The sequence below is a fragment of the Candidatus Ichthyocystis hellenicum genome (assembly GCF_001460935.1).
Classification (GTDB): domain Bacteria; phylum Pseudomonadota; class Gammaproteobacteria; order Burkholderiales; family 2013Ark19i; genus Ichthyocystis; species Ichthyocystis hellenicum.
Map to the genome: position 1 here is coordinate 272494 of NZ_LN906597.1, position 20515 is coordinate 293008.

Below are 20515 nucleotides of genomic sequence, written 5' to 3' on the forward strand. Positions count from 1 at the left end.
GGAATTCATAATTGTAGCATCCACTCTATTTTATGAATTTGTCTTATTGTAAACACTAGCGTATATCTCCTTTTCCTTTTAGTAATGAACCTAAAGATTAATATATCATGTTCTGTCTTAACCATACTTGGGCATAATTTTATGAATATATCTATAGATTATTAGATGCTTACGAAGCAAAAAATTTAAAAAACTCGATATCTACACTGTTAATTATATTTTTATACGATCACTGTTGCTGATAGGCATATCTTACTGTAATTGAACAACACTTTAAGTGCTACAGTTGAACATCAAATCCTACAAATCCACCACTAACAATTCAATAAATTTAAAGGGAAGTTCTTTATTTCTTCTTATCATCATGAATATATTACAGGAGCTAATTCAATCTTATTTATTATAATACAAGTAACCATAATTAGTTACTACTGGCAATCAATAGTGGTTGACAAACCTGATAACTTCGTGACCAATATACTTCTGCGAACGGTTTCTTCTCTTATTACGTTAAACAATCAATGATTGTATAACAAATACTTTGCTAAAAATATCCAATAAATTTAATGATAATAGATGTATGATTAATGTTGAATAGAGTTATTATTTTAAGCCCTACATTTATCCCAAAAGGAGATGCAAAATGTCCCCATTAGGCCGTCAGTTACCACCTCAATTAGAAGAAGGTCGAGAAGAAATTGCAGAAGTAGCAGTAGAAATTCCAGAGGATGCAGTTACCAGTAGAGAGGAAAGAAGTGGTGGTTTTTTAGGTACAGCAAGCAATATGGTAAGATCCTGTCTTAGTTTAACTAGATCCAGACTCTCACACGCATCAGATGAACTGGAAAACGAAAATGTATCGAAGCACCCAAGTATCATGGTATCCTTCTATTTTTTGATTTTGTCCTTCCTCTTCCTAGGAGCTTTTTTATTCTCAAAATTAGCGGGAGAAAAAACAACTGCCAGTTTCTTCCTATCATGCGCCCTATTAATCTTAGCATTGGCTATAACTGGTTATTCCTATGAACCTGTCCGTAGGCTGCTAAGAGGACAGCCTCTTGAAAATAAAAGATCTTCTACATCAAAAAATTGTTAGTAAATTTGCAGTGTGGACGCCACTTGCTAATGGCAGTTTTGCTAATAAATCAATGATGTAAAAAATTCACATCAAAGTTGCACAGCAAAACAACAATTGTAATACAAAAAATAAAGTATCTTCATTGGGAAATTTAATATAGACACTGTGCTAACTTATGTAGACTGTGTGTGTAGTAATATGTGATTAAATTTGACTTATCAAATTGTCTATTGGAGCATCTTCACCCACGATGTTCCAATAGAGTATCACTCTTACTACTCTTAAAAAATTAATCCTTAGACTAATTGACTGATTTCAAACAAATCAATAAAACCCCAGCACCCATTTATGACGTCAAAAATTAATAAAGTCATATCACCATCATCTTCACGCAAATCCAACCGAATTCATATAACATGTACATAACAACATCACTAGGCAATTCATAGTTTATTAATGTTACTTAATTTCCGCACTATAAAATCATCCTCAAGAATTCTTAATCAACGATTATTTAATTATCTCATAATTAAAAATTAACATCCCTTACGATAATAGTGAAGAAAAGATATTCAACCAATGAAATACATGGATGTGAATAATTTTATCAGCACAAGTAATTTAATATTTTTGGGTGAAATATACCCGCGCTAACAGGTGCAACATATACCCATTCCCCATCTGTGAAAAATATTCAACGCAGCTGTTTGTATGCCTTTCACATAGAATTAAACACAATAGCACCTTAGATATTTTTCTAAATTTATTAGAAAAGCTGTGACAACAAATTCGGTATCAATTACTGAATTATAAAAGTTTTTAGCAGTTAATTTTATTCCCACATAATCAATATTTGCACTAACATAAATATATGTAAAAAAGTAGAATCGACCTCGGGTGCAAGTTCAAAACAATGATTAGCAATTTTTTAGTGATAGCGTCCCTGTGCTTATAAAAAATACGTGATATTTATATAAGCTCTTGGGATTTGTCGAATAAAGGAAAAACGAAATGGCGCAAATGTCAGGATTAATAGGATACGGATCATACAATCAATCAAGAATATTGTCATCACCAGACTCAGATGATACTGAGCTTATAGAGGTTGTGTGTGAAACCCCCCAAGATTTTACTACTACGAGCAGTATCCTCCTAAAAGGCACTGAGTGTAACGCACTAATCAAAAATAACCGTCGGTCTATACTGCACAATGTTAATTGTGTGCCAAGATCTAGAAATATAGTGTCAAAAATTTTTCTGGCCGCATCTGTTTCGTATACGGCTCTTCATACCATCATGGCCTTAACAGGCGAAAATTATAGCAAGCCTTATATCTTATTATTATTATTTGCAGCGATATGTTTTGTTCTAATTGAACCCAAACGTTTAAGAACATAGACCATATCACTTCAGACCGAATTTATTGTGTGGCAGATATGACGAAAAACTCCAACTTTCGTCATATCTATTATCATAGTGATAACAATCATGAACCATAAGGTTGCATGTAAAACTGCCCCCAATCCAACCAACTAGCAACAACTAGTAGTTGCTTGGAAAACACCATAATTGATACACGCAACACAGCAACAACAATAGGTTTATTATCTGTAATAACCATAGAAAAACACAACAAATAAGCACCGCATCACAACTTCTTTTGTCTTTGAGTTTTTAGTACGTATAACCAGCAACCATGAAAATAATTGTCACTTATAAGTATAATAACCTCAAGCACTGCCAAACATCTAGCTTTTTTCTCATGATCTCTAACCGCATTACCTCATATAAGTAATCACAATATGCTAAAGTAATATGCTGTGAATACAGTGCCTCGATAGAAATAAATGAAGTTTAGTTACACCCAAGCATGCTAATAATACCCTATTTAATTAAAAATTAACCTAAAAAATAGTAGCAAATCATATAAAATATTACGGAAACAATTACTCCTGTGTAGAAAAATTATGTAATCATTAAAAAACAACAACCCCCCCTGCATTAATAATACCATGGACAAAATCAAAACAACCTTATATACAATTGTCATACCTCACCTTAATGTATTTTCATTATGGAAGCAAATTTCAGGTGCTTTACTAACTTAAATTACCCTCAATTGTCGAAACAAATCCAATCGAACTAGTATCTCACCTACTAGGTATCTATTATTATGTCCAGTACAGGAACAACCAGTTCTTTTGATGTTAGAATCTCAATCGCATGTCAAACTATACAAAATTACTACCAACCACTGGACGAATTTTAATAATGAAAGTAAGTCTTTAGATTTTTTATCTTACGAAAATACCCTCCATCTTATTACTAATGTTTAAATTTACATAGTTTCTTGATATTAACAAATTATTGTTGTTAACAGAGACAAAATCTTATGTAACTACTTATAAATTATTTAATAAAATATCGGTAACGTGAATCTTCACACAGAACACAAATTATTTCTTAGCAGAAACAGTACTTATGCTATATTGAACGTCAACATAAACAGAAAATAACAGTCCAGATCAAATACTTTTTATAAAGTAAGGTTATGCACTTATCAGTATAAATAATTAACCGTTATAGGCTAAGTATATTTACAAAAAGTAATTGATATTTTTAATTTTAATTTTTGTAAAATCAACATACCATGTCCATGTATTATTGTTTTTATTATATAATGCACGATCAGCAATAGCGCTATCGATATTGATCCCGGAAGGAAATGTAGTATGTCCCCATTAGATGGCAATAAACAACATCTACAAAGTGAAGAAAGAAGCAAACTTACAGATATAGCGTGCAAAATGCCAATAGACGCCACCACCAGTAATAGCAGGATAGACAGTAACTGCCTTGAAAAAACAAGACAAACCAGCAGTGGATATATTAGGTTAATTGAAAGCAAGTGCCCACATACATCAAAAAATTTTGTGTCCCAAAATACCTCGAGTAACTCAGGAAATAAAATGTCGACCTACTTTTTGGTTAAGGCTTTTTTATTACTGATCGTGTCCATGTTGTCATTCCTTACTAGAGAAGAAAACGCGTCATACGAAACTTGGATGTTGTGGTCACTTTTATTCTTACTTCTATCAGCGGCAAGTTATTCTTATGAATCAGTACGCGATCTAGCAAATAATAGATCTCTTGGAAGTTACCAAAAAGATCACTTACCTGTATAAAAATCTTGTCGAGACGCGCCCCACCCCAAGGCAATCCTGATGTTTTACATCATAGTTGCCTTGCATTGATACATCCTCAAGATAAATGTCTAGTACAAAATAATTAAGTCATCAATTTTGTACTGACATACACATATCGTGTAAAGTGATCGTCCTAAACACGCCACCACTAAATCACAATCACCTCCAAACCAAAATTATGCGCTACTAAATAATTTCACCCACATATTTAGACTATAGTACCTTGTTTTACTACAAAGGTATTAATTATAGTAGGGTATCAGATATTTTTATTAATTCATATGCACTGATTTATATGATTTGTTGCAATAAATTAAATATTGATCATTGCACTATGTAAGTTTCTTCACAATTAACTTTACTTTCACGAAATTAATATTTGCACTAACAAAAAGATATTCAAAGAAGTAAAATTGAACTTAGTGCGTAAGTACAGGATTGGATTAATAATTAGTAATTGCCGTATTTACTATATTCATATCATGTTTTTTGGATTAGTCAACCCGAGGAGAAACAAAATGGAGCAAATGGCTAGACTATTAGGTTATGGAGTACGCGAGCAATCAGGAATATTACCATCACAGAACTCAAATGATCATGCACTTTGTGATGTTATATGTGAAACACCATCAACTTTACCTACTACTATAAGTAGTTTCCCAACAAGCAATGGAAATATTATGGCCGACGGGAACAACTCGAAGCCACGACTCGGGGGTATCGTATCAAAAATTTTTCTAGCTTTGTCTTTTTCGTATGCGACTCTTTGCACTATCTTATACTCGACCGACAGTAGTAACACAAAAATCTGTTTCTTGTTTCTAGTAATTGGAGCAATATGTTTTTCCTTATTCATAGCTGGACATACTTATGAACCCGTCAATAGAATATTTCGTCAACTAGAAGCACCTAATAAAACAAAGATCAATGGATAACCTCGTGTAAAACCAATAACTCTGAAAAAAGCTGTGCTTCTTGAGTAATTCGTCATTTGTGAAAAAGCAATTACTCAATACGTAACTTTAAGTGGATAACGGTATGGGAGTTTGCATGCCGATATCCATGTTATTTTGGATACTATGACATACGGATACATCCTTATCCTAAAGTAAAATCTCAACACATCATCAGCCGCTATTGATACAGAATTAAATCTGTCGTATCCACCAACTATGCCAACATCAGATTCTGTTACTGTAAAAAACTCACCACACATCTAAAAACCTATTCTCCAGGGACTATAGGCACAAAAAAACCATGACAACAAGTAAACTTGTACCCAAATTTATGCGGAATTCTATATTTTGTAGTAAAGATAAGGAAAAAAACCTGTCCCTGTTACAATAGCAGCGCCCTAGTGATAACTAATATAAACTTTGTGAGATTACCTCATATCCAGCTAACAATAGCGATAATGAAGGTGGCAATTACTTAAAAATCATCATCGTTAATACATGCAGAAAAAATACCAATTATTTACTATCTGCAATAGCCACAAAGAACCTTGATCAAGAAGTAACCTCTCATAAACTCTTGTGATTTTAGCTTTTTCGCATATAACACTTTCTACCATATTGACCCTCATAGACAAAAATACTTTCATGGTTTATTGATTATCATCCCTAGGAATCGGAACAACATGTTTTATACTGGGAATAGCAGGATATACCTGCGGGCCCATCAACAGATGGGTCCGCAAACTAGAACCCAAAGAAGACAAATCTAATGAATCAATAAAATCTAGCCAACAATTGCTTCATTGTCATAGTAGTTAGTCATTAACATAACTGACTTTGCTGTTAGTTCAGGGTAAAATGATAGTTGTACCATTATTCGATTATAGTCATACCAGATTTTTATTTTTTCTACTAAAGGGGATATAGGAAGATGTCACAAATAATTGAAGGCATAGGAAACCGACAATGCATCTTAAGTTCGAGTTTATTTTCCCATGATAACCCAAATCAAGAAACACAATCACTGTTGTCACTAGACTGCATTGAGGATGAAACTTCACTCTGTGGGGTTATATGTGAACCCCGCCAAATGAATGTCGCAGATGATACGTGCAGCGAAGATACCGGCGATCTCATGATCTACGATGATGATGCGGGGCCACAACATGGAAATATCGCATCAGAACTTATTATGGTTATGTCTTTATTTTATGCCATGGTATGCACCATATTAATACTAGCAAATGGAAGTGATACAAAACTTTATTTATTATTATTAGGAATTGGGACAACATGTTTCATATTAGGCATGACAAAATATAGTCGAGAACCAGCCAATAGGCCATTCCGTCTACTGGAATCGTAACATAAGGCACAAAAGTATTACCAGAGGGTGGCCACATATATGCAGATTCTCTTTTGAATAAAAGATGGGCTCATGTTGGCAATACAGTATCCTATAGCACCCAGAAATATTGATTAAATCTTTTCATGCTAATTAATATAGCAACTTATATGAATTTATTGGTCATTAAAAAGGCACACAGAAACAAGCAGTAGTGTAGAGGGCACAACATAATATACAAATCATAGTCACAAAATAGCACTAATAACTGCTCCAGCCATTTTATTGCCGCCAAAACCAAACAATGAGCTTTATTAGGCCTTATACAAAATAAATTTACTAATGATAAAACAACAAGTAGTTGTTTTTAGGCAAAGTAAAAATTACAAATAATAATTACCGAGGAACTATAAAAATAAAAAACTATACATAAATTGAGTCAATCCAAGTAAATTAAAGAAAATCCAGAGTTACATTATCGTTGCACCTTATTATGACATTTTATACAGGTCATAATTCATATGCATTTTCAGTATAGACAGATATTTATATAACATATGAAGTTTTGGTATTAGCTATATACTTAGGAGTAGTAACAAAATTATTTACATTAAGAATATATAAAATATACCTATAATCCAAATATGCCAAACCCACTGAATCAACAAAAACTAGTAAACAACTCTTTCATATCAACAATCATTGTTGATCTAGAGCCACCCGTCAATACGGAACGTTCGGTTTGTAACTTAAGCAAACCTGTCTGTACAAATAAACATCCGTATGGCTGGATCATCTCCCAGACAATAATAAAACCGATACATACACCTCATAAACTCATGTAAAACTATATCTAATTGTTAGCTACAAAAACTACGATCGTACAAACTTTGACCTATCTACAAAATATATAAGTACTGTATTATCGTCAATGTAATTACTCGAGCTGAATAAGAACTAGGAGGATAATACCCAATGTCACCAGTAACCGGTGTGCCGAAACACCCATCAGACTGTTCAAATTCTATTGATAATGACAAAGCATTAGTGTTATCCTCATTGTCTGTGGACGACTCTATGAATCTTGCAATATCAACCCTTAGTAGTGGCGTCTCTAAACTAATCGAACTAGACAAATCTAAAAATTGCTCAGGTTCAACTGTGAGCCCCAGCACCAAAGATGACAAACACCTGTCTTTATATGCTGCCAGTAACCATAAAAAATATTCATCTATACATATTACCCAAAATGAAACCTTGGAGAATATGAGATCCACAGATGGATGCGAAACGTTGAATTTTTTCCTAAACATTTCGGCAGTGACTATGGTAACATCCGTTGCCTTGATCGTAATTTCTGCTTTGCTGACATCTGTTTCCACGGATTGGGTAAAAAATTTGGGAGAGAGCATTAGCTTGGCCGCTATCTCACTAATGGGAATTGGAACATCTTTTATGATTATATCGACACTAGCATCCGTTACTCCTTTGTTCAACAAAATTTTCACATACTTAGATCCTATAACTTCCAGATTTTTTTCCAGATGATTAAGCGCGCGGTAATATACTGCTTTGCGCTGCATATTACTTCGACTAATCCACTTGCGTATTTGTTCTACTTATTATGAAAAAAGGGCAATTGTATCCGAGATTGCATCACTTCTTAAACTGCCTTATTACAATCCGAATAGAAGCCACTAGGTTTAATTGCTACAAAGATTCACCGTGCTACTACAATTGTGATGCACCCTTCATTGATAATATGAGATCTCGATATTAATTTATATAGCAATAAGTTAATTGATATATCGGTAATAAACTATTATGGAACATAATTTATGTTAACGGATAGCGGTTTAACATAATGAAGGTAATACCTATGGGTAGGTGTGGTGAATGTAATGCAGAGGTACTGTACCCATTTGCAGGATGGAAATGAAATAGGAGAATGCATTAAGAGAATGAAAAAATTGGGTGCGGGATTCACTAATTATCAATCGAACGATAATGCTAGTTGTGATAATCATAAAAAACGCTTAATCACTACTGCATCAATATTCAGTATCATCTGGTGAGAGAATAAAAATTACCATCATGTGTAATACTCGCTACTATTATTGCCTCCCCCTAACTTCAGTGAGTATGATAAAATTTGACTCGCGTACAATAGGAGCTGCCTTTATGATAAATCCAAACATAATAAGTGATACACATGTAGATATGGACGTGGATATAGAACCAGAACAAAGTCGAGAAAACAAAACAGAAAATCATTGCATTTCAATTTCGGACGAATATTTACTTGTAGGTATAGAGAACAGAGATTGTAATTGCGCACACAGTAAAGATTGCGGAAAACACAAAGAGGTTGCTTTACCAAACCTGATCCGGAAATCAATTAGGGAGCTTTTGCAAACCTCGCTTATGTTGGGAGGAATGCTTATTATTATCAATGGCTCAAATATTATTCCCAGCATTAACATCTACGTGTCTTTCGCTATTTGCTTAGTAATTGGTATAACACTAGGATTGCTAATGGTGTTCTGTAACCTGAAACCTTATCAGATACCAGAAAATCCCGTTTAACACTCCAACGTAAAAAAACATTGTCATTATATTATACCCGATAGACATATGGGTTGTTCTGGTGCACCTTCCTTATAAATACAAGTTTAGCATAAAGCTCTACCATGGTCGTGAATGTACAGTCTTTATTGCTATCAATGACCTTAGCAATTGCCGCAGGTAGCATGAAACAGATAAATATAATAGTAAAAATTAACACTGACAATACCCATTATGCATATTGTGCTCTACCCCACTTATAAGTATGCTAGCACCCAAGTTATAATATACGGTGGGGGTCATACTTATGATTAATGCAAGAAGCACATATGATTCAAACGTAAGTATGAATCTTGATCAGGAGTCGTCAAGTAGTGAAACAGAAACAACAACCGAAGAATCTCTGATGATAAGTATAGATGATGATGGTTACTACTACGCGTTACCGCTACTAGATTGTAATCAATCATATAGCAGTAGGTTGGTGTTTGCAGAAAATGCCACCAGTTCCGCCAATAGAAAATCTGATATTCCTTTGTCAATGTTAGGAAAGAAGTTGCTTCGGGAATTTATGAAAGTAGCATTGCCCTCGTTTATATTAGGTGCTGGAATGTTTACTATAATCAGCGGCGTACATTTAATGTCTAGTGCCGGCATTTATATATCCATTGCTCTTTGTTCATTACTGGGAGTAGCTTTCGTGTTACTGGCAATAGCTAGATCACATCGTACAAACGAGAACCCTGTATGAAAAATAGCAAATCAACGTTAGATAATTACTCATATTATTACTCAACAATATGATAAGTTGTCAGGTATTATTCGAGTAGCTGTTCGTAATCTTTGAAATATAGTGTATGGTTATATTGCTCAATGTAGTATCTCTGGAGAAATTTAATGCCTTAAATTCATAATCAAATATAGAAACATAATCTATGTTGTTAACACATTAGCTATGATTACTAGATTACTTTTTGCCCATATGATGCAATTTTACAGAAGGCGGGACTATGGATATTATTGCAGCATAGTAACACATTGGCTTACACGTAAGTATGTGTGTTCATGGAATTTTAGTTAACCAAAGGAAAGAGGTATATGATAAATGTAAATCAGGCACAAGTTCATACTACAGACACACATCAAAATACGATGTATGGATATGAAACAGAAGAAATATCACTGACAGATGAGAATGATGAATTTGAATCAAACTCAAACCCCGAAGTATCGTTGGTGATAGGATTAGGTTGTGAAGAACCCAACAAACTGTCGGAGTCTCTATTGCGTAGGGAAGATACAGCTTGTCCATTCAATATTGAAAGCACCCCACCAAGTCAAGTAGCTCTGTTAGGACTAACATGTTTATTGACCGGGGTTACATTAATGCACTTGATAATCAACGCCTCAAATAAAGATGACGGAGGATCCTATGTGCCTATCATATTTTATGTGCTACTAGGAATAGTATGCGTGTTTCTGTCAAAAGTTGGACCTACCATTCCGGCTGTAAAGTCCTGCCTAGATAACATGGACCTGCATTTGCGTAATCTAATTTCTTTGTCATAAAAAATAAAAACATTGTCATTGCTTTTGGTGTCGAATTTAGCTAGCAGAATGCAGCAGCAATAATATGTTAGCTCTGCTGGTGCGTGTCAACTTCATCCGTGTCACCGGAAGAATCGGTTTTATGTGTCTTCTGGTGGTAAAAAACGGTAACATAGGCTTCATAAAGGGAGCCAAAATATACAGGAAAGAAAAAATACGCACAGTAAATAAGATAAAGAAGCTGTAGTAGTCTCAATGAAGCTTGAACTGTTGTCGACAACAACATCAAGAATGGAACTGGGATTAAGATCAACATAATGGATAAAGTAGCCTGCAATGCAAATGGTTTGATATTTTTCCTAAACGCGTAAGAGGCGAAAAAAATAGCCTTAAACAGATGCCCATATGAAGAAGAAATACTCACGTTTGTCATTAAGCAGGTAGTAAACACCAATATTTGTTGATAAAAATAGCTAACAAAGAGAAACAAAAATATCTCGGCAAATAGACATAGTATTTGGGATAAGCCAACACCGCCATCGGTGTTATTGCCTACAGTTTTTGAGATAGCATAAAAAATTAACCACGCCCACGTGCTAGAAACAATTAGGTGAATAAACCCAAGGTAGTTCATTTTCTCGCCAGCGGAACGAAAATAATTAATGAACAATCCAATACTTATAGACAACGGTTTCGGGGAAGTAATTCTGGCATAGGAAATAACAAATACTATGGCATAAAATGGCTGGAGAAACAAAAATAAAAAAGGACCCAAAACAGGAATTAGAGAAATAGAAAATAAAAATACGCAAAAAAATAAAGAAGAATTTAACCAAAAATTGTTGAATTCCCTCCAAACATAAAAACTCCTAATAAACCAAAGCATTCCCATTGCTAACGGACACGTCCGAACATAAAGTGACACTTTTTTCAAAAGACTCTCCCCCCTCGCCAACAAGAATTAATCAAGCTCGTGCCATGAAGCAAAAGCTAATAAAATATAAAAATACAGAGATAAAATAAATTATTATTCACTGCACCATCAATTGTAGCAATCTCCCTGCCCTAAAAGGTTCAATATCTTAACATTAGAAAATACAATGGAAACTGCCACTATGCTCATAGGCACAAATTTCAGAGCATTAAATATTCCTTAGTGCAGAAATCGTTCCAACTGTTGCCAGCAAAAAACTAAACTCAGACAGTCAAATGTTTCCGTAGTCGTCACTGATGAAAATCACAATTATTTTGAACAAATGATACCATATATCAAATACTTGTTTATAAAAATGTAATCAATTTAGAGACAAAAATTACTGCTATTACCAAAAACAACATACCTTCACTCTAATTACTGCATAATAGGCTAATATAGAATTGGATGATCATCTAAACTACCGTAACATTGCTGTGACACAACATCATATCCTTTTCATGAGCTTACTTTTTAACAGCCGAGTATACTTGATATGAAAAAAGCTCTAATAGTCGATACATTTTCCCATCTGCATCGAGCTTATCATGCGCTCCCTGATCTAAGAACACCGGATAATCAACCCACCGGAGCTATATATGGCGTACTCAAAATATTGAATCACCTGCGTGAACACTACCCTACAAACTGCGGTGTATGTGTATTTGATTCCCCTGGGAAGAACTTTCGTCATGAGATGTACAAGGAATATAAAGCCAATCGTGACAGTCCAGACGAAGACTTCATCAAACAAATTGATCCATTAATAGCGTGCATCAAAGCCAACGGCTGGCATTGTATTCGCATAGATGGCATAGAGGCCGATGATATAATAGGCACGCTAGCAAACATGTTCTCCAAAAACAATTACCAAAGCTTAATCTCTACAGGAGATAAAGATCTAGCACAACTAGTAGACGAACAAGTCAATCTTATAAATATTACTAATGGAGAATACATTAGCATCAACGCTGACAACGTTTACCAAAAATTCGGTGTATGGCCTCACCAAATGGTCGATTATCTTAGCCTAATTGGAGATGTAGCAGACAATATTCCTGGTGTGTACAAAGTAGGACCCAAAACAGCCCAAAAATGGATAAGTCAATATGATAATCTGGATAACATTATTGCCCAAAAAGACAAATTTAAAGGCTCAACTGGAGATAACTTAAGAGCTGCAATTGACCAGCTGATACTTAACAAAAAGCTGATCACAGTTCTAAGAAATGTAGATATAGACTTTGATGACAAATTACTATATTTTCAAAAACAAGATGTAGAAAAACTCAAAGAACTTTACAAGCAGTTAAATTTCTCTTCCTGGCTCAAAAAACTACCAATCTCTGATACCCATGAACCACCAACTTGCAGCAATACCGATGGTATTCACAACAAACCTGATACTTTTTTCTTTATTGCAAAAACAAATGACGATTCATATCTAGAAGTAACTTGCAAAGGACCGTATGCGGAAGAATTACAAAAAAAAGATAACTTATCAATAACAGATCTTATCCATGTACTAGAAAAACAAACTCATATAGTCACACATAATGCCAAAAATATATTCCACCTAATAGACAATGATCTGAGCAAACAACAAATCGTAGTTGATGATATTGCACTTGCGTCATACGTATTATCATCGCACAAACAACATGATTTAACTCATATAACAGAGTCTATTGCCAATGAACCCTCAACTGATATTAACGCAGACGATATATCCAACATATGGATTAACCTAAACGAACAATTATACCAACATCAAACACAGAAAACTATTTATGAAACCATAGAAATACCCACTCAAAAAATACTATTTGCCATGGAGAAAAGAGGTGTATTAATCGATACAATATACTTAAGCAAACAAGGAAAAAATTTTGAAGAAAGAATAAATAACCTTACAGAAAACATATACTTTTTGGCAGAGAAGAGTTTTAATATTCAGTCAACAACTCAACTACAAGAAATACTATTTGATCATCTACAACTTCCCATACTCAAGAAAACACCGAAAGGAGCACCATCAACCGATGAAGAGGTGCTTCACCAACTGGCAGAATATCATGAAATAGCCAAACATTTAATTCAGTTCAGGATGCTCAGTAAGCTAAAATCCACCTATGTGGATGGGTTGATGTCAAAAGTTAACAAAGAAACAGGAAGAATTCACACCACTTACTGCCAAACTACAACATTAACCGGTCGCCTAAGTAGTATCGAGCCCAATCTACAAAATATACCTATTCGTACAACTGAAGGAAAGCTTATAAGAAAAGCGTTTGTTGCAACTGAGAACCACGTCCTGCTATCAGCAGATTACTCACAGATAGAACTGAGGCTGCTAGCGCACCTATCCCAAGATCAAAATCTTTGCCAAGCCTTCCATGAAGGGCTGGACATACATACCATAACAGCAGCAGATGTTCTAAGCAAAAATAGAAAAAATATAACAGCAGAAGAACGGCGCTGGGCGAAAACAATTAATTTCGGACTTATGTACGGCATGTCTGCGTTTAGTTTGGCAAAACAATTAGGAATTTCCAAACCGCAAGCACAAATCTTCATAGACAGATACTTTAATCGTTACACAGGAGTTGCTCACTTTATATCCCAAGTCAAGGAGTTTGCACATAAAAATAGCTATGTGCAAACTATCATGGGAAGACGCATATGGATTCCAGGTATAAATACAAAGAATATGCACCACAAAACCGCAGCTGAACGCACAGCAATAAATGCCCCTATGCAAGGCAGTGCTGCAGACTTAATCAAAATGGCAATGTTAAACCTGCATCAAGAATTGCACGATCTCAACCTAAGAAGTGCAATTATTATGCAAGTACACGATGAACTAATATTAGAGGTCCCAGAATACGAACAAGAGAAAATAAGATCTTTAATTCATGACGTCATGACCTCGGTTTCTACCCTTAACGTCCCACTTGAAGTATCGGTTTCGATAGGTAAAAACTGGGATGATGCTCACTAGCTAGTCCAAGTCAAATCAGTTTTGACTAAATAGTAGCAAAATATGGATTTCGATAAACTATTAGCACTACCACATCCAGGAATGGAAACATCTTCAGCGATTTCTGTTAAAGGAATCAAAACAAAAGCCCGCTCTGAAATACGGCTATGGGGAACTGAAAATAAACCCTGACTCAACGGAACTTTTCCATAAAGCAAGATATCAATGTCCAAAGTACGAGGACTGTATCTGACACTACGCTTACGTCCAGCCATATCCTCAATAACCAACACCAACCTACCAAGTTCGCCCAATAAGTACGAGGTCTCAATTAATAAAACTGCATTTAAAAAATTAGGTTGAAAAAAATTAAGACACGGCGAGCTATCATAAATAGAAGACTTTTTGATTACCTTAATCTTACTATCTGACTTCAGGGATTTAAGTGCATAGTTAAGGTAATCAATCCTGGATCCTTGGTTACTACCCAAAGAAATGTACGCCTCTATCATTCTTATCGCCCCAAAAATTTATTAAATTAATTATCTCACAGCTAAGTAAGCTCATGTTTCCATAGGATCAATATTAAAATACCACACTACATCTTTAGGTAATTGTTCCAAAACTTTATAGTACCAACAGCCAATAAATGAGTGGAGACTCGCTCTAGAAACAGACTCAACAAGCAAACGCGCTCGGTAACACCTGGCAACTTTAAAAGGCAACATAGGAGATGAGTCATAAATAATCACATTTTCAGGCTTTGAATGAACAGCTATATCACGACACGAGTTAATGCTATTCCAAACCTTTGCTTCATCCTTGTGGCGAACACATAAAAAAACCTGGTAACAAAACGGGGGCAAATTACAATCCCTGCGCTGCTGAAGTAATTCTTGAGCAAATGACCAATAGTCATGCAGCATCAATTTTTTATACAGAGTGGAATCAGGATGTGCTGTCTGTATCATAACTTTTCCTGGAGTACGCCCTCGCCCGGAACGCCCGGCAACCTGAAGCAATAGAGAAAACAATCTCTCTGGTGCTCGCAAAATAGGAGAAAATAACAAATAATCAGCGTCAATAACACCAACTGTTGACAAATGTTCAAAATGATGACCTTTGGCCATCATTTGGGTGCCAACTATAATGCTAACCTCCCTGTTGTGAATGCGATTTAATACCTCGCAAAATGATTGAGATCCGCTCATAACATCTCGATCAATACGTGCAACCTCTTGCCCTGGAAAATGCTCTCTCAACACCTCTTCAACCCTTTGAGTTCCAACTCCCCACAGCGATAGATCAAAGTTGCCACAATCTGGACATTGATCAAAAATTGGTTGTACAAAAGAACAATGATGACAAATCAACTTTTTATCTACTTTATGAAAAACCAATCTCACCGAGCAATGAGGACACATACATTCCCACCTACAACTCAAACACCTAAGCGTTGGTGAAAACCCACGTCTGTTTATAAAAATTAATGCTTGCTCAGACTTTGATAAAGCATCACCAAGTGACGTAAAAATATCTTCACTAATGCCTGCTGATAATGTTTTATCTCTGATATCAATTAATGATATATCTGGCATTAGTTTATTATCGGGACGACACAGCAGTTTATGGCAAAAATAACGCCCAACTTCAACCTGTCTAAGAGTTTCTAAGGAAGGAGTAGCTGAAGAAAGAACAATTTGTATTCCCTTGCGCTTTGCGTACCAAATAGCCAAATCACGAGCATGGTAACGTAAGTGATCATCTTGCTTGTATGATGGATCGTGTTCTTCATCAACTATGATCAACCCCAAAAATGGCAGTGGGAAAAAAATAGCGGACCTTGTTCCTACAAGAATATTGGCATCACCTGTAAAAGTAGATAGCCAATCTTGCGATCTAACTTTGTTAGTAGCAGCACTACTGCAGCACACAACTGAGACCCCAGGAAAATACTTAGCTATGCTCTCGCAAGTCTGATTGATAAGACCTATTTCCGGAACCAGTATCAAAATCTGCTGTCGACGCAACAAAAAATTACGCACTAATTGCAAATACGTATTTGTTTTTCCACTCCCTGTTACTCCATATAGGAGATGAACTGAAAATCCCTCAGACAAAGAGCTACATTTACCAACAATATCTTTCTGCTCATCAGAAAGTAATATTGGGGGACCAGAAAGATCTGGCACAGACAATTTTTCAACACCTACAACTTTATGTTCATAGCACTCAATAAATTTTTTTTTGAGCAAAAATCCCAGAATTTTACTAATCCGCGACGACAAATGAGCAACACGAGACAAAGAACAATGTCCGCTAGAATATCCAATAACATGGCAAACTTGTGCCATTGTACTAGCATGAGGTGGGGTATCCTTGCAAAACAACTGTCCCTGCTCTGTAATCCTATAACAAACCAAGTAAAAACTATTTTTCTTTCTTTTAAAATCCGCAGGAACGGATTTCAGAATAGCAGGTCCGATCGGATAAAAATAATAACGAGCAGCAAAGTCCACTAGATCGTACCAATCCTTTGCCATAGGAGGCAACGGCACTGTACCCTCTATACACAAGCACTTAGCAAGAGGTATCTCCGGAGCAACATTTACGCCAACAACAAATGCCAAAATAATCTTTTTGCGAAAAGGAACATATACCCATTGATAGAGGGACACCACAAGATTATCTGGCACACGATAATCGAAAGATTGATTGCGAGAATGAACATCAACAACTACACGTATAAAAAAACTCAAGCCACACACCCGACACACTAAAGATCAATTATTTTAATCACAATATCCCAAACAAAGCTGTGGATAAATCTGTTATAAAATAACTCACACGGTTGTGGATAATATCATCATCATACCAGATGAATTGGAGCCTATTCTACCCCACACGGAAAAAATTCTTCTAAGACTTGTCAGGACGTTCACGTAACTATATTATTTTAAAGGAAAAATAAATATTGCCCCAGACTATCACAAAATTTCACCCATAGTCCAGAGTAAAAATCAGTCACCTAAGCTTTCTGAAAAAAAACAATAGATTACATAAAATTTAACAAAATTATTGTGGATACTTAATCTATCTTAACTTACGAAATTGCCTCAATGCTGCAATTTGAGCCTCCACCAAGGCAATTTCCTGCAACATCCGAGCTCGTTCATCACCTGCAGCAGCGCTGGTAAATTCGGTTTCTTTAGCTCTAAGTTGTGCTTCCAGAACACTCTCTTCATCTATTTCATCCGTACGAATCGCCATATCAGCTAGAAGAATAACCGAAGTAGGTAAGATCTCCAGTACACCACCACTAACTACAATAGATTCACTAGGATGAACTGCTGATGAATCTGCAGGATCAGATAAAGATTCAGTGTAGACCCGCAGAACTCCTGAAGAAACTTTAGTCAGTAGCGGAGTGTGCCCCGCATACACTCCCAAAGAGCCAGAAGTAGTAGGAAAAACAGCAAAACAAGCCTTCCCAGAGAACAAAGAACCCTTAATTGTCAAAAGATCCAACTGAAAAAAATTAGCCATAGCGATCTTCTTTACTATAATTCTTTAGCTTTTTCAAAGGCTTCATCAATACTACCTACCATATAAAAAGCTTGCTCAGGCAACTGATCACATTCCCCGTCCACAATCATTTTAAACCCACGAATGGTATCAGCCACGGATACATACTTGCCAGGAGCCCCAGTAAAAACCTCAGCAACAAAAAAAGGTTGAGACAAAAATTTCTGTATTTTCCTCGCCCTCATCACCATCAACTTATCATTAGGGGACAACTCATCCATACCCAAAATAGCAATGATATCCTTCAGTTCCTTATACCTCTGCAATGTTCCTTGCACATCTCGAGCAACATCATAATGCTCCTGTCCAATCACAGCAGAATCCAGCTGGCGAGAAGTTGAATCTAAAGGATCAACAGCAGGATAAATACCCAAAGCAGCAATATCTCGAGACAAAACCACGGTAGCATCCAAATGCAGAAACGTCGTAGCTGGTGAAGGATCCGTCAAGTCATCGGCTGGTACGTACACTGCTTGGATTGAAGTAATAGAACCACTTTTGGTTGATGTTATACGTTCCTGTAACTTACCCATCTCTTCTGCCAACGTCGGTTGATAACCAACCGCAGAAGGCATCCTTCCCAGAAGAGCAGAAACCTCTGTACCTGCGAGAGTGTAGCGATAAATATTGTCGATAAAGAGCAACACATCACGCCCCTCATCACGGAATTTCTCTGCCAAAGTCAATCCAGTCAAAGAAACCCTTAATCTATTACCCGGAGGCTCATTCATTTGGCCATAGACCAATGAAACCTTATCCAATACATTCGATTCTTTCATTTCATGATAAAAATCATTTCCCTCACGGGTTCTTTCACCCACACCAGCAAAAACTGAGTATCCCTCATGCTCAATAGCAATATTACGAATAAGTTCCATCATGTTAACGGTCTTACCTACACCAGCACCGCCAAACAACCCAACCTTACCCCCTTTAGCAAAAGGGCAAATCAAATCAATTACCTTAATACCAGTTTCTAGTATTTCCGTTGATGGTTTCAAATCAGCAAAAGCAGGAGCAGGTGCATGTATAGAACGACGCTCATCTTCACCTTCACCTATTGGACCTTTCTCATCAATCGGCTCTCCAAGTACATTCATTATCCTACCCAGAGTTTTCTTTCCTACAGGAACAGAAATCGGCGCTCCTGTAGACTCAACAGCAACGCCTCGTGACAAACCATCAGTCGATCCCATAGCAATAGCACGAACAATGCCATCACCCAATTGTTGCTGAACCTCTAACACCAAACCTGAATCTACCGTACGTACGGCCTCATAAACCTTGGGCAAACTATCCCGCGGAAAAGAAACATCAACCACTGCACCAATGATTTGGACTACCTTACCTTTACTCATAGCCTATCTTTCCTTTGAAGGAGCACAACGTAGCTATACAACACTGCTACCACTAACTATTTCGGACAATTCCTTAGTAATAGCAGCCTGACGGGACTTGTTATACTCTATTTTCAGATGGTCAATAAACTCACCAGCATTATCGGAAGCAGCCTTCATTGCAACCATTCGCGCGCTTTGTTCTGAAGAATTGTGCTCAGCTATGTATTCGCAAACCAAGTTCTCAACATAGCGATCCAACAGAAGATCTATGAGTTCTCTCTCATTTGGCTCACAAATGTAGTTAACCTTGCTAGAAGAAAAAACGCCATCATTCTGCTCATTCACCGACTTTATCGGCAACAATTGCTCCAAAGTTGGAACCTGCTTCATGGTGTTCTCAAAACGATTAAACAAAATGTACAGCCGACTGATCTCGTTTTTATCAAAAAGCTGCAGCATTGATTTTGTAACACCCAAAATACGAGAAAACTTATCTTTATACTCAGACAAAGAAACATGTGCTACAACATCCACACGCATGCGTCTAAAAAAGCCATAACCCCTATCACCGATCGTAGCCACACGAAAATTAGAAGAGATATCAAGCGTCTCATCTTCCGTACACTTCAAGAAGTACCGAAAAAGAGAAGAATTCAACCCACCACACAAACCTTTATCTGTAGACACAACAACAAAACCAACATTACGGGAATCAGCCTGATTACCAAACACATAAGGATGGCAATAGTCAGTATTAGCTGATAACAAATGACCGGCTAAACAACGAACCTTGTTAGCATAAGGACGCATAGACATCATCTCTTCCTGCGCCTTACGCATCTTAGAAGCAGCAACCATCTCCATAGCAGTAGTAATTTTGCGTGTATTGGTCACACTCTTGATTTTTCCGCGAATCGCTTTTGCTGATGACATAAAAAA

Annotated in this window: 20 protein-coding genes; 10 read left to right on the top strand and 10 right to left on the bottom strand. The window is 36.2% G+C overall.

The features are described 5' to 3' along the window. Window positions 1–643 precede the first annotated feature (643 nt). Both Arg41_RS01255 and Arg41_RS01260 read left to right on the top strand, forming a co-directional pair. Window positions 644–1096, top strand: a complete 453-nt coding sequence (locus tag Arg41_RS01255) for a hypothetical protein (RefSeq protein WP_092342832.1) — start codon at window positions 644–646, stop codon at window positions 1094–1096. 993 nt (window positions 1097–2089) lie between these two features. Then, entirely contained in the window at window positions 2090–2476 is a 387-nt protein-coding gene (locus tag Arg41_RS01260) for a hypothetical protein (RefSeq protein ID WP_092490427.1), read from the top strand. An 88-nt stretch (window positions 2477–2564) separates the two neighbouring features. On the opposite strand, the gene Arg41_RS07805 is transcribed toward Arg41_RS01260, so the two are convergent. Continuing rightward, window positions 2565–2714 carry a hypothetical protein gene (locus Arg41_RS07805; RefSeq protein WP_157722212.1) on the bottom strand — a complete coding sequence of 50 codons (150 nt, stop codon included), beginning with the start codon at window positions 2712–2714 and terminating at the stop codon, window positions 2565–2567. Between the two features lie 1096 nt (window positions 2715–3810). Here Arg41_RS07805 and Arg41_RS01265 point away from each other — a divergent pair. Together Arg41_RS01265 and Arg41_RS07810 are read left to right on the top strand one after the other, a co-directional pair. Then, entirely contained in the window at window positions 3811–4263 is a 453-nt protein-coding gene (locus tag Arg41_RS01265) for a hypothetical protein (RefSeq protein ID WP_092342830.1), read from the top strand. Window positions 4264–4802: 539 nt separating this feature from the next. Beyond that, a complete protein-coding gene (locus Arg41_RS07810; protein WP_141663171.1) occupies window positions 4803–5219 on the top strand; it encodes a hypothetical protein in 417 nt (138 codons plus the stop codon). 74 nt (window positions 5220–5293) lie between these two features. On the opposite strand, the gene Arg41_RS01275 is transcribed toward Arg41_RS07810, so the two are convergent. Continuing rightward, on the bottom strand, window positions 5294–5500 hold the full coding sequence (locus Arg41_RS01275; RefSeq protein ID WP_092342828.1) for a hypothetical protein: 207 nt from the start codon (window positions 5498–5500) through the stop codon (window positions 5294–5296). A 671-nt stretch (window positions 5501–6171) separates the two neighbouring features. Here Arg41_RS01275 and Arg41_RS01280 point away from each other — a divergent pair. Then, complete coding sequence (locus Arg41_RS01280) at window positions 6172–6606, top strand: hypothetical protein (RefSeq protein WP_092342827.1); 435 nt, start codon at window positions 6172–6174, stop codon at window positions 6604–6606. 640 nt (window positions 6607–7246) lie between these two features. Here the strand turns inward: Arg41_RS01280 and Arg41_RS08395 are convergent. Continuing rightward, a complete protein-coding gene (locus Arg41_RS08395) occupies window positions 7247–7381 on the bottom strand; it encodes a hypothetical protein (RefSeq protein ID WP_278183663.1) in 135 nt (44 codons plus the stop codon). Between the two features lie 103 nt (window positions 7382–7484). Beyond that, window positions 7485–8168, bottom strand: a complete 684-nt coding sequence (locus Arg41_RS01285) for a hypothetical protein (RefSeq protein WP_092342826.1) — start codon at window positions 8166–8168, stop codon at window positions 7485–7487. 318 nt (window positions 8169–8486) lie between these two features. Here Arg41_RS01285 and Arg41_RS07815 point away from each other — a divergent pair, with 318 nt between their 5' ends. The 4 genes from Arg41_RS07815 to Arg41_RS01300 all read left to right on the top strand — a co-directional run bounded on the left by Arg41_RS07815 (window position 8487) and on the right by Arg41_RS01300 (window position 10719). Further along, a complete protein-coding gene (locus tag Arg41_RS07815; RefSeq protein WP_157722213.1) occupies window positions 8487–8660 on the top strand; it encodes a hypothetical protein in 174 nt (57 codons plus the stop codon). A 106-nt stretch (window positions 8661–8766) separates the two neighbouring features. Further along, window positions 8767–9171: a hypothetical protein gene (locus Arg41_RS01290; protein WP_092342825.1), complete on the top strand. Its 405-nt coding sequence runs from the start codon at window positions 8767–8769 to the stop codon at window positions 9169–9171. Between the two features lie 286 nt (window positions 9172–9457). Further along, on the top strand, window positions 9458–9901 hold the full coding sequence (locus Arg41_RS01295; RefSeq protein WP_092342824.1) for a hypothetical protein: 444 nt from the start codon (window positions 9458–9460) through the stop codon (window positions 9899–9901). 347 nt (window positions 9902–10248) lie between these two features. Continuing rightward, on the top strand, window positions 10249–10719 hold the full coding sequence (locus Arg41_RS01300) for a hypothetical protein (RefSeq protein WP_092486518.1): 471 nt from the start codon (window positions 10249–10251) through the stop codon (window positions 10717–10719). Window positions 10720–10786: 67 nt separating this feature from the next. Here the strand turns inward: Arg41_RS01300 and Arg41_RS01305 are convergent, their stop codons facing one another. After that, window positions 10787–11632, bottom strand: coding sequence for a hypothetical protein (locus tag Arg41_RS01305; RefSeq protein ID WP_092490428.1), 846 nt, complete (start codon window positions 11630–11632; stop codon window positions 10787–10789). Window positions 11633–12167: 535 nt separating this feature from the next. Here Arg41_RS01305 and polA point away from each other — a divergent pair. After that, a complete protein-coding gene (polA, locus tag Arg41_RS01310) occupies window positions 12168–14672 on the top strand; it encodes a DNA polymerase I (protein ID WP_092342821.1) in 2505 nt (834 codons plus the stop codon). On the opposite strand, the gene folK is transcribed toward polA, so the two are convergent. The 5 genes from folK to atpG all read right to left on the bottom strand — a co-directional run bounded on the left by folK (window position 14669) and on the right by atpG (window position 20509). Further along, window positions 14669–15163 carry a 2-amino-4-hydroxy-6-hydroxymethyldihydropteridine diphosphokinase gene (gene folK, locus Arg41_RS01315; protein WP_092342820.1) on the bottom strand — a complete coding sequence of 165 codons (495 nt, stop codon included), beginning with the start codon at window positions 15161–15163 and terminating at the stop codon, window positions 14669–14671. The genes polA and folK overlap by 4 nt on opposite strands. A gap of 51 nt (window positions 15164–15214) precedes the next feature. Continuing rightward, window positions 15215–17410 carry a replication restart helicase PriA gene (gene priA / locus Arg41_RS01320; RefSeq protein WP_092490429.1) on the bottom strand — a complete coding sequence of 732 codons (2196 nt, stop codon included), beginning with the start codon at window positions 17408–17410 and terminating at the stop codon, window positions 15215–15217. A gap of 334 nt (window positions 17411–17744) precedes the next feature. Next, window positions 17745–18197 carry an ATP synthase F1 subunit epsilon gene (atpC, locus tag Arg41_RS01325; protein WP_092342818.1) on the bottom strand — a complete coding sequence of 151 codons (453 nt, stop codon included), beginning with the start codon at window positions 18195–18197 and terminating at the stop codon, window positions 17745–17747. A gap of 14 nt (window positions 18198–18211) precedes the next feature. Beyond that, on the bottom strand, window positions 18212–19594 hold the full coding sequence (gene atpD / locus Arg41_RS01330; protein WP_092342817.1) for a F0F1 ATP synthase subunit beta: 1383 nt from the start codon (window positions 19592–19594) through the stop codon (window positions 18212–18214). Between the two features lie 33 nt (window positions 19595–19627). Further along, window positions 19628–20509: an ATP synthase F1 subunit gamma gene (gene atpG, locus Arg41_RS01335; RefSeq protein ID WP_092342816.1), complete on the bottom strand. Its 882-nt coding sequence runs from the start codon at window positions 20507–20509 to the stop codon at window positions 19628–19630. Window positions 20510–20515 lie beyond the last annotated feature (6 nt).

Bases quoted from the DNA above. Each gene is read 5' to 3' on its own strand.
- Arg41_RS01255 (WP_092342832.1), top strand. From the start codon at position 644: ATGTCCCCATTAGGCCGTCAGTTACCACCTCAATTAGAAGAAGGTCGA.
- Arg41_RS01260 (WP_092490427.1), top strand. From the start codon at position 2,090: ATGGCGCAAATGTCAGGATTAATAGGATACGGATCATACAATCAATCA.
- Arg41_RS01265 (WP_092342830.1), top strand. From the start codon at position 3,811: ATGTCCCCATTAGATGGCAATAAACAACATCTACAAAGTGAAGAAAGA.
- Arg41_RS07810 (WP_141663171.1), top strand. From the start codon at position 4,803: ATGGAGCAAATGGCTAGACTATTAGGTTATGGAGTACGCGAGCAATCA.
- Arg41_RS01275 (WP_092342828.1), bottom strand. From the start codon at position 5,500: ATGTGTGGTGAGTTTTTTACAGTAACAGAATCTGATGTTGGCATAGTT.
- Arg41_RS01280 (WP_092342827.1), top strand. From the start codon at position 6,172: ATGTCACAAATAATTGAAGGCATAGGAAACCGACAATGCATCTTAAGT.
- Arg41_RS08395 (WP_278183663.1), bottom strand. From the start codon at position 7,381: ATGATCCAGCCATACGGATGTTTATTTGTACAGACAGGTTTGCTTAAG.
- Arg41_RS01285 (WP_092342826.1), bottom strand. From the start codon at position 8,168: ATGCAGCGCAAAGCAGTATATTACCGCGCGCTTAATCATCTGGAAAAA.
- Arg41_RS07815 (WP_157722213.1), top strand. From the start codon at position 8,487: ATGCAGAGGTACTGTACCCATTTGCAGGATGGAAATGAAATAGGAGAA.
- Arg41_RS01290 (WP_092342825.1), top strand. From the start codon at position 8,767: ATGATAAATCCAAACATAATAAGTGATACACATGTAGATATGGACGTG.
- Arg41_RS01295 (WP_092342824.1), top strand. From the start codon at position 9,458: ATGATTAATGCAAGAAGCACATATGATTCAAACGTAAGTATGAATCTT.
- Arg41_RS01300 (WP_092486518.1), top strand. From the start codon at position 10,249: ATGATAAATGTAAATCAGGCACAAGTTCATACTACAGACACACATCAA.
- polA (WP_092342821.1), top strand. From the start codon at position 12,168: ATGAAAAAAGCTCTAATAGTCGATACATTTTCCCATCTGCATCGAGCT.
- folK (WP_092342820.1), bottom strand. From the start codon at position 15,163: ATGATAGAGGCGTACATTTCTTTGGGTAGTAACCAAGGATCCAGGATT.
- atpC (WP_092342818.1), bottom strand. From the start codon at position 18,197: ATGGCTAATTTTTTTCAGTTGGATCTTTTGACAATTAAGGGTTCTTTG.
- atpD (WP_092342817.1), bottom strand. From the start codon at position 19,594: ATGAGTAAAGGTAAGGTAGTCCAAATCATTGGTGCAGTGGTTGATGTT.
- atpG (WP_092342816.1), bottom strand. From the start codon at position 20,509: ATGTCATCAGCAAAAGCGATTCGCGGAAAAATCAAGAGTGTGACCAAT.